Here is a 9887-nt window from a genome sequence, read left to right on the forward strand (position 1 = left end):
CGCTCAGGGCTTTTCTCCGGCCGTGCAATCATCGGTGCTGCTTATCCAAGGTTCACCGCAATAGTGAGCATGAAATCCGGATGCGTCCCGCGTCGGCAAAGCACAACCTGCCCGCACTTTCATAGCTTGTCAAAACGAAGTCACGGACCCCAACCAACGTGCGTTAATGGCGCAACTGTCCACCTCGAGAACCAGAAGAATTGACCCGAAGGCGACGCCCGCACGTCAGAGTCTGAACGGCAGCTTTGCGCCCATTTCCAGACATTCCCGACGCTTTTCGGGAGCGGACCTTCGCTTATCGTCCGAAACCGACCCGTAGCTGACCTTCCTGCGGAGAAGAGCGAAGGCAAGCTTCCTCGTGCGCGCGCACCGTGCCGGGTGTATGTTGCTGATATGAGTTTGGCCGACGCCCATTAGGCTCTCACGCGACCTAGCGGGGTCGGGTCAGCAACGGGAGGAAGTTATGGCAGACGTGACGCTAAGGAATCAGAACTCCGAGCTCGTTCGGCGCGGTTATGACGCGTTCAACTCGGGAGACATGGACACGCTCACGCAAATCATCGACGAATCCTGCACGTGGCATACTCCGGGGAAAAGTCCGATCGCCGGAGACTACGAAGGCCGCGAGGCGACCTTTGGCCAGTTCGGCCGCTATGGCGGCGAAACCAACGGGACCTTCAGGGCCGATCTTTTGCATGTGATGGCGAGCGAGACCGGACGCGTGGTCGGCGTCCATCGCAATGCTGGGGAGCGCAACGGCAAACGGCTGGATGTGCTCTGTTGCATTGTCTTCGAGATCAAGAATGGCAAGGTGATTGACGGCCGGGAGCACTTCTACGACCTCTACGCCTGGGATGCGTTCTGGGCTTAACCTCGCGAGTTATCCCGGGCGGCACGCGAGACTGCCCCGGGGTCCGGCGCGGATGAGTCAGCTCAGGGGCGCTACTTGCTCGTTGGGACGAGACCAACGACCGCTTCCCACCCAACCTAGTCCTCCAACGGCTTCCTCCGCGTGCAGAGCGGTTAAAAGCACGGGTCGCCTCGATTGCGCCAGGAGCTGCCATTCCCGGCGCTTCTCCGAACCTGACCTTCGCGCTACGGCTTGAGTCGACCCTTCTCTGCCCTTCCATCGCGCTCAGCCTACGGCAAAACTTGACCCCGTTCCGGTCGTTCGGGGTGGAGCACGCAACGACGCGATTGACCCGTTCCCCAAGGCACATTCCGGATAGACTCTTGAATGGGGCATCAATACAATTTCGTGCAGCGCATTCAATGAAGGCGCGGTATGGCCGACGAACGCCCCCAACGCCGCCTCGCTGCCATCCTGGCTGCCGATGTGGTCGGGTACAGCCTGCTCATGGGGCAGGACGAGTCCGGCACGCTCGCAACGCTAAAGGCACGGCGGAGGGAGGTGCTGGAGCCCCTCGTTGCCCGGTATCATGGCCGCATCTTCAAGGTCACCGGCGACGGTGTCCTTGTCGAATTCGGCAGCGCGGTCAATGCCGTGCAATGCGCGGTCGATCTTCAGCATGACATGGCCAGCGCGAACAGCGATCTGCCGGAGGCTCGGCGCATCGCGTTACGCATAGGGGTCAACCTAGGTGACATTATAGTCGAGGGCAGCGACCTCTACGGTGACGGCATCAACATCGCGGCGCGTCTCGAGGGGGTCGCCGAACCGGGGAGCGTCCTAGTCTCTGGGACTGTCTTCGACTACGTCAGGAACAAGGTCAAGGCAGGCTTTGAGGACCTGGGGACTCAAACATTGAAGAATATTGCCGAGCCGGTGCGCGTCTACCGGGTCACTGGCACGGGACGCGTGTCTGTTACCACGCCCAGAGCAGTAACGGACAAACCTTCTATCGCCGTGCTGCCGCTCGTCAACATGAGCGGTGACCCCGAGCAAGCGTACTTCGCCGATGGAATCACTGATGACATCATCATTGAACTCTCCCGATTCCGCGAACTATCGGTCACTGGGCGGAACTCCTCATTTGTCTATCGCGACAAGGCAGTGAATCTGCAGCAGATCGGTCGCGAGTTGGGGGTGCAATACCTGCTTGAAGGTAGCGTGCGCAAGCTGGGGAGCCGCGTCCGCATTACCGCTCAGCTCATCGATACTGCAACCGGCACCCACGTCTGGGCAGAACGCTACGACCGCGACATTCAGGGCATCTTCGACGTCCAGGACGAGATAATCGGAATGATCGTGGCGACTTTGTCAGGACACATCATAAATGCCACTACGATGCGCGCCAAAAGGAAGCCGCCCTCAAGCTGGCAGGCGTATGACTGCTTCTTGATGGGGATGGAATGCTACGGACTGCCTCGAATGCGCGAAAATGTGAAACGCGCCATTGAATTTTTCCAAAAAGCGATAGAAACGGATCCGCAGTATGCGCGCGCCTATGGCAAGTTAGGCGCTAGTTACACCCTCTTAGCCGTCAACACCCGAGGAGATTTCGACGCTCGAGCAAGGGCGATGGCATCCGCGCAAAGGTATGCCCAAAAGGGAGTGTCACTCGATGGTTCGGACGCGGATTCGCTCCTTGCCCTCGGCTATGTTTCTGTTGGACAGCGGCAGCTTTGTAGAAGGCGAACACCTCATCGCGCGTGCCTACGCCCTCAATCCTCACAACGTCGACATCGCGATGAGTTACGTGACGGCTCTGTCCATTTTCGGTCAGGCGGAGCGGGCCATTGCGCTGGCCGAGGCCGTGATCCACCGCAATCCAGGCCATTCCGACGCCGATCTGTTCGATTTGGCGGTGGCCCATTTCTTCGCGCATCACAATGATGAGGCAATCGCACTATTCGACAAGTTACCTGAGGTCCCCGAGAATCGCGAGATTGTTTCCGCTGCGTACGCGCATGCCGGCCGAATCGAACAAGCGCGCCGACACGCTATGCAATATGTCGAGGAGTTACGGGGAAGCTGGGTCGGCGACCCAGCCGCCGACGTGTCCGATTACCTGAGGTGGGAATTCAAATACAATTGCCCTTGGAAGCGGCCCGAAGACATCGCCCATGTCCTCGATGGACTGCGCAAGGCAGGCTTGCCATGACGGCTCAAGATCTCGATACCTAGCGGCGAAGTGCCACGGGTCACCTGGACTTCCGCTGATGGCGCTTCCTGCGCGTTCAGATCAAGAGCAGCAACGTGAACTTTCCACCCCGGCCGGACCTTCCTCAACCTCATCAGGCAATCTGAGGCCTGAACGCACCAACGGACGATGTGCGCCTTTTGTTGACATCCATGGTGCTTCTCCAAACTTGCCGTTCGCGCTTTGGCCAGTGCCGACCCTTGAACGAACCCGCTCGCGCGGGAGGGCGCGGGTTTCGAGGTTTGAAGTTCATCAGCAGCGCTGGTGAGGCTGCAATCAATCAAAGATAACAGGCGGCCTCCTATCGCCTCGTCTGCTTTAGTTCACCGTCGGCCCTTCGTCGTATGCCAGTGCCTGAGTTTGATGGCGATGTCCCAGCATTTCATAGCCCACGACCGTGACGGCCGGCGCAAGCATCAGGATAACAAGGCAAATGGCCATATCGATCCCGGCAAGCGCGGCGATGATGGCGAGCACTACGACTGCCGCGGTTGCCATCAGCAGCCACGCATGGAGGCGAACGAAACTTTGAACGAGATAATAGTAGAGCGCATAGATCGTCCCGAGATAGACACCGACCGGGATGGCCACGGCGAATAGAGTCGCAAGCGGTCCGATATGGGTCTCGTTCTCGATGAAGGAGGCTGCGACATGCAGTCCGGCGCCTGTTGCGACGATGGAGGTGACGATCACCATTTGCCCGTAGCCCCAGACAATGGCCCGATTGCGAGAAGCGTGAAGCACCCTCGCGGAAGGCAGGATGTAATAAATCCATCACATGCCGAAGGTGAGTCCGGTCCCGGCAATGCAAACTAGCGCCGCATCCATGGTCCAGCCTTGCTCCTCGACGACAGCCGATAGTGTAGCAACCGTGCCTACGACCCCTTCACCCGCAATGATTGCGAACAGGCCGTGACGCTCGACGATATGGTGGGCATGCCAAGGCGTACCTCCGGCCTTGCGCTCGGCGAGCAATGGGCCCGCCAATTCGATGAGGCCGAGAGCGCACGCGAGGACGAGGCTCAGCCCCACCGACAAATCTAGAATGATCAGCACAACCAATTTAGTTGTCGATAAGATCCTCGAATAGCACGGGAATTGCCGCGCGTTGCAAAAGACATAAGCTCCCAGAAATGGAGACGTCCTTCATGGGTCGAATATCGCTTGCGGACACGACGGTTCATATTCGCCGTTTGCAACGAGGTGTGGCGCCACCCGTGATTCCTGAGGTATTTTCAGGCGATACCCGTCTAGTCGGCCGGTGGCGTAACGAGCCGTTCGAATACAGCTTACCGCCCCTGAAAGATCATGTCATCTCTGCGAAGTACGCCGGGCATGGTATGGCCTCGGTGAAAATCGGCCGCCAGATTATTCGCGCTCCCGCAGCGATCGGAACGATAACATTGGCACCGAGGGGGCATGATGGTCAGTGGCGGGCGGACGGTGCCGTCGAGGTCTCGAACATCTTTTTGGGCCATAATCGCCTCCTGTCGTGCGCCGATCAGGTAGGCAATGGCCGCGAGCCCGAGCTGCTTGACCGCGTGAATTTTAGCGATCCCAAACTGTTCACGATCATGTCGTTGATCAACGACGAGATCAGTTCGGGAGACGCGATGTCGCACCTGATCGTTGAGCAGCTCCTCGATCTTGTGTGCCTCCAACTCCTCAGAGCCCACTCCGCAACTTCGATGCCGATCTCGCCGGGGCCCCAGCGCGGTCTTTCGGGCTGGCAGGTCAAGCGCGTTACCACCTACATTCGCGAAAACCTCACAGAGAATATCCGGCTTCAGGAACTGGCGGACCTGGTCAACTTGAGCCGCTTTCATTTCTGCACCGCGTTCCGCATGGCCACTGGGTATACGCCGCATGAACGGCTGACCCACGAGCGGATCGCCTATGCCAAGAAGCTTCTCAAGGACGGGACGCTCCGCATCACCGACATCGCACTTGTGGTCGGATACGAAACGCCATCCGCTTTCTCTGCGAGCTTTCGCAAAGTGGTAGGCCTCACGCCGGGCGAGTTCCGCCGTCGACTTTGAAATTCCGTGCCTGCTTCAGCACGCGGGCTATCAAGCAGCGCAAGTTGCCTAGTCAGCCAGCCCCCGGGGAAGGTGGCCGCCACAAGGCCTTTGACCCGAGGCATCCAGGCTTTTGCGCACGATTGCGGACCACTTGCCTTCGTCTCGCTGTCGTCATCGCAATATTCGAACAATTCCAAAAGATTGGGACAGTGACGTCGCGGCATAGGTCCTATCCTCTTCGCGATAACTGATCTGAAGAGGATGTTCCTTCATGGCCGAGAATACGTCAGAATTGCATCCGGCAGGCCCCATCATAACGCGCCGGGAAGCGATACAGGCAACGGCCGGAGCAGTAGCGCTGGCCACTTTGCCACATCAGTCGGTCGCGGCAACAAACCCTCCTGCAGCTGTCATGAACGACATGACCTTAACGATGACCGTGAACGGTCGCCCTCTTACGCTGACTGTCGATCCCCGACGATCGCTGCTCGACGTCCTGCGCGAGACGCTGGATCTCCCCGGAACCAAGAAGGGCTGCAATCAGGGTGCCTGTGGAGCCTGCACCATTCTCGTCAACGGCAAGCGCATCGTCTCTTGCCTGACGCTTGCGTCGATGCACGACGGTGCCGAGATCCAGACTATCGAAGGGCTGGAAAAGGACGGCGAGCTACACCCTCTCCAGGAGGCTTTCGTGAAGCACGAAGGCCTCCAGTGTGGTTTTTGCACGTCCGGCCAGATCATGTCCGGCCTTGGCTGCATCGCCGAAGGGCACGCCGGATCGCCCGAGGAAATCCAGTTCTGGATGAGCGGCAACATCTGCCGCTGCGGTGCCTACCCAGGCATCGTCGCGGCAGTCGCCGATGCGGCGGAAAGGAGCTGACGCATGTTTCCCTTCACGATGGAAAAGGCAGGCAGCACCGAAGCAGCCATCGCCGCTGCCGCATCCGGAGCGCGTTACATCGCCGGTGGCACCACACTCGTGGATTTGATGCGGGACGAGGTGGAGCGCCCGGAGCGGCTGGTCGACATCAACAGGCTTCCTCTGACCGGCATCCGTGTCGAAGGCGAAGACCTGATCATCGGCGCGCTCGCGCGCATGGCCGAGGTCGCCGCTCATGCCGATGTCCAACGTTTGCAGCCGCTGATCGCGGAAAGCCTGATCGAAGGCGCTTCGCCGCAGTTACGCAACATGGCTTCGATGGGCGGCAACCTGTTGCAGCGGGTGCGCTGTCCATACTTCCGCATGCTTGACGTCGGCTGCAATAAGCGCACGCCCGGATCAGGATGTGCCGCGATCGAGGGGCTGAACGCTGGCCATGCGATCCTTGGCACGAGCGACTATTGCGTGGCGACGCATCCATCGGATGTCGCGGTGGCGCTGGTCGCACTCGATGCCACCATGCGGGTGCAAGGTCCGCAGGGCGAGCGCCTCTTCCCGGTCGAGGAACTTTTTCGCCTGCCCACCGACACGCCCCATCTCGAACATACGTTGCTGCCAGGCGACCTGATCGTCGAAATACGCGTGCCAGGCGGATCCCATGCACGCAGAGCCCGATACCTCAAGGTCCGCGACCGTGCCTCGTACGAATTCGCGTTGGTTTCGGCCGCTGCCGCGCTTGCCATCGAGGACGGCGTCATCCGCGAGGCGCGCATAGCAGCAGGCGGCGTCGGCACTCGGCCCTGGCGGCTGCGCGCTTGCGAGGCCGCGCTTGCTGGAAGGAAGCCGGACAGGCAAGCCTTCGAGGAAGCAGCCCAACTTGCCACCGAAGGGGTTCGGCCGTTGCACCACAATGCGTTCAAGGTTGCGCTGTTGCCCAGGACGATCGTCCGGGCGCTGGAAATGGCGGGAGAGGTCGCATGAACGTGATTGGAAAGCCTCTGACGCGGGTCGACGGGCACACCAAAGTTACAGGCAAGGCGCGCTATGCCGCCGATTTCAACCAGCCCGGCCAGGTTTATGCCGTGATCGTAAGCGCGACCGTCGGTCTTGGCCGCGTGACGGCGATCGAAGGCGTCGAGGCCGAGCGCATGCCCGGTGTCGTTGCGTTGATCACGCACCGCAATGCACCCAAGCTGGCCTATCTGCCGCACAAGGCCGGCATCGATCCCGCGGTCGGCGAGCGCTTTCACGTGCTGCAGGACGACAGCGTTCGTTTCTACGGCCAGCCCGTGGCCGTTGTCGTTGCGGATTCCATCGACAATGCCGAGCGCGCTGCCGCCGCGCTGCGTATCACCTACGACGCTCGTCAGCCGATCGTCGATCACGCAGATCAGCAGGTAGCCAGAATCGTTCCGGGGACGGGCACGGCGGACAGATCGCGGGGCGATGCCGATGCCGCCGTGGCGGAGGCGGCCATCAAGGTTGACGAGAACTATGACATAGCCCGTGAAAACCATAACCCCATGGAGCCGCACGCGACAGTCGCCACCTGGGACGGCGATCGGCTAACCCTGTGGAGCAAGAGCCAGTACCTGGTCAATGAGCAGGCCGAGATCGCCGCGGTGTTCGGCCTGCCTGTCGAGAACGTCGAGGTCATCTGCCCCTTCATCGGTGGAGCCTTTGGAACGAGCCTCAGGACGTGGCCGCATGTGACGCTGGCTGCACTTGCGGCGCGGCATGTCCGGAGGCCGGTCAAGCTTGTGCTCACCCGCAAGCAGATGTTCTTCACCACGGGCCATCGGCCGCGCTCGCTCCAGAGGGTTGCGCTTGGTGCTAACCCCGATGGCAAGCTTACAGGCGTGGTCCACGAAGGCACGGGAGAGACGAGCCGCTACGAGCAGTTCACTGAGGCCCTCACCGCCGTTACAGAGTACCTGTATTCCTGCCCGAATGTACGCACCCAATATCGCCTGGCGCAACTCGATACAGGCACGCCTAACCATATGCGCGGGCCGGGCGAGGCAAGCGGCATTTTTGCACTCGAAAGTGCCATGGACGAGCTATCCTATAAACTCCGGATCGATCCAATCGAGCTGAGACGCCGCAACGAGCCACAGATCGATGAGGCTGAGAACAAACCGTTCTCGAGCCGCTCGCTGATCCAGTGCTACGAACTTGGCGCTGAGCGCTTCGGCTGGGCTCGAAGGACTCCGGAACCGCGGTCCATGCGCGACGGACGCCTGTTGATCGGGATGGGCACCGCAACCGCCACCTACCCAGCTTTCCATGCGCCCTCGAGCGCCAGGGTGCGGCTGCTCGCGGACGGAACTGCCGAAGTTGAAGCGGCCGCGAGCGACATGGGGCCGGGCACTTATACGTCAATGACGCAGGTGGCTGCCGAATACCTGGGGCTGCAGCCGCAGCAGGTGCGGTTCAAGCTCGGCACGACGGACTATCCGCCAACTCCTTCCCACGGCGGCTCCTGGACGATGGCTTCTGTCGGATCCGCAATTCGCGCTGCCTGTCTGGAGGCACAATCGCAGGCAGCCAAAACTGCAATAGCCGATCAGAATTCGCCTGTCTTTGGAATCTCGATGGAGGATCTTGAATGGACGGAAGGACGCCTGCGTCGGCGAGGAGATACCGCGCCAGGGCTCTCCTACCAGGACATTCTGGCGAAGGCTGGCAATCCGATTGAGGCTGACGGTTCGGCCCAACGCGATCCGGAAATTGCCGAAAAATACTCGATGCACTCGTTCGGCGCAGTCTTTGCCGAGGTTTCCGTCGATCCGGACGTCGGAACGATCAGGGTACGCCGCCTTGTCGGAGCCTACGGCATTGGGCGGGTGGTCAATCCGCTCCTCGCCAGGAGCCAGTGCACGGGCGGCATGATCGGCGGCTTCGGCATGGCGTTGATGGAACGCACCGTTCTGGATGCGCGTGACGGCCGGCCGGTCAACGCTCACATGGCTGACTACCTCATGCCTGTGAACCTAGACACCCCGAAGCTGGAGGCCTTGTTCGTCGACGAAGTCGATCCGCACGTGAATCCGCTAGGCGTGAAAGGGCTGGGCGAGATCGCGCTGGTTGGTACCGCTCCGGCAATTGCCAACGCAGTGTTCCACGCGACGGGCAAGCGTGTGCGGACATTGCCGATCAAGATTGAAGATGTCCTGACCGCATGAACACGAGCCGAACGCCGGCCGTCCCGGACAAGGAACCATGGGTATGACGCCGTCGGGCGAAATGTCTGACTTCGGGAATGAAGTCATGTACGGAAGGTCAGGATTGGGTCCATGAGCGCTGGTTGTGCTCGATGTCCGCTTTCGGGGAGGAATTTCGTGGCAGCAAGGTCCGGATAGGGTCAGGTTTTGCCGCTTGAGCCGGCGGCCCGAACCGGTAACTAGCGCCACTTCCGGTCGTTCATGACGAATCTCCGAACCGGACGTTCGCGCTAGGCCCGGAATCGACCCCATAGCTGCCGTTCCCGCGATACAAAGAGCTGTTGCAAGCTGGCATCAGCTGGAGCCGACGCTGAGCCGTTGCGGAACTCGTCGCGGAACCATAATCTTGGGCACTGATGTGAGCCCGTGATACTGCGCGAGGTCCCGCAATGGCTTACGAGGCCGCCAAAAGACCGTTGTTCCGAAAACTCGACAACTATCTACTGCATGTGAGCGATCTTGACGAAGCCATATCCTTTTATCGGGATCGGCTCGGCCATGCCCTCATCTGGCGGGACGCGGAAGCTGCCGGCTTCGCGTTGCCTGAAGCAGATGCAGAACTAGTAGTTCATCTTCGTATTGGTCCAGAGACTGATATTCTGGTTGATGATGTGGACACGGCATTTCGAGAATTTTTGGCAGCGGGCGGAACGGCAGT

Annotated in this window: 8 protein-coding genes and 1 pseudogene; 8 read left to right on the forward strand and 1 reads right to left on the reverse strand. The window is 60.3% G+C overall.

What is annotated here, in order from left to right:
* Nucleotides 1-463: 463 nt before the first annotated feature.
* The 3 genes from BQ8482_RS18430 to BQ8482_RS38160 all read left to right on the forward strand — a co-directional run bounded on the left by BQ8482_RS18430 (nt 464) and on the right by BQ8482_RS38160 (nt 3065).
* The gene (locus BQ8482_RS18430) at nt 464-871 is read left to right on the forward strand and encodes a nuclear transport factor 2 family protein (RefSeq protein WP_123148954.1); all 408 of its coding nucleotides are present in this window, start codon (nt 464-466) and stop codon (nt 869-871) included.
* 414 nt (nt 872-1285) lie between these two features.
* Entirely contained in the window at nt 1286-2797 is a 1512-nt protein-coding gene (locus BQ8482_RS18435; protein WP_123148955.1) for an adenylate/guanylate cyclase domain-containing protein, read from the forward strand.
* Nucleotides 2718-3065: a hypothetical protein gene (locus BQ8482_RS38160; RefSeq protein WP_165848618.1), complete on the forward strand. Its 348-nt coding sequence runs from the start codon at nt 2718-2720 to the stop codon at nt 3063-3065. Before BQ8482_RS18435 ends, BQ8482_RS38160 begins: the two co-directional genes overlap by 80 nt.
* A gap of 357 nt (nt 3066-3422) precedes the next feature.
* Here BQ8482_RS38160 and BQ8482_RS18445 read toward each other — a convergent pair.
* Nucleotides 3423-4235 (reverse strand): annotated as a pseudogene (locus BQ8482_RS18445) (low temperature requirement protein A).
* Between the two features lie 17 nt (nt 4236-4252).
* Between BQ8482_RS18445 and BQ8482_RS18450 the strand changes: the two are divergent.
* From BQ8482_RS18450 to BQ8482_RS18470, 5 genes are all read left to right on the forward strand, one after another.
* Nucleotides 4253-5143, forward strand: coding sequence for a helix-turn-helix domain-containing protein (locus tag BQ8482_RS18450; protein ID WP_123148971.1), 891 nt, complete (start codon nt 4253-4255; stop codon nt 5141-5143).
* A 253-nt stretch (nt 5144-5396) separates the two neighbouring features.
* Entirely contained in the window at nt 5397-6005 is a 609-nt protein-coding gene (locus BQ8482_RS18455; protein WP_123148957.1) for a (2Fe-2S)-binding protein, read from the forward strand.
* A 3-nt stretch (nt 6006-6008) separates the two neighbouring features.
* Nucleotides 6009-6986 (forward strand): FAD binding domain-containing protein, encoded by a 978-nt coding sequence (locus tag BQ8482_RS18460; protein ID WP_123148958.1) that lies wholly within the window; start codon nt 6009-6011, stop codon nt 6984-6986.
* Nucleotides 6983-9190 (forward strand): xanthine dehydrogenase family protein molybdopterin-binding subunit, encoded by a 2208-nt coding sequence (locus BQ8482_RS18465; protein ID WP_123148959.1) that lies wholly within the window; start codon nt 6983-6985, stop codon nt 9188-9190. The genes BQ8482_RS18460 and BQ8482_RS18465 overlap by 4 nt, the downstream gene beginning before the upstream one ends.
* A 428-nt stretch (nt 9191-9618) precedes the next feature.
* Nucleotides 9619-9887 (forward strand): VOC family protein (locus BQ8482_RS18470; protein ID WP_342210962.1); only part of this gene is annotated, 269 nt, incomplete at its 3' end.

The sequence above is a fragment of the Mesorhizobium delmotii genome, assembly GCF_900149755.1.
Lineage (GTDB): Bacteria > Pseudomonadota > Alphaproteobacteria > Rhizobiales > Rhizobiaceae > Mesorhizobium > Mesorhizobium delmotii.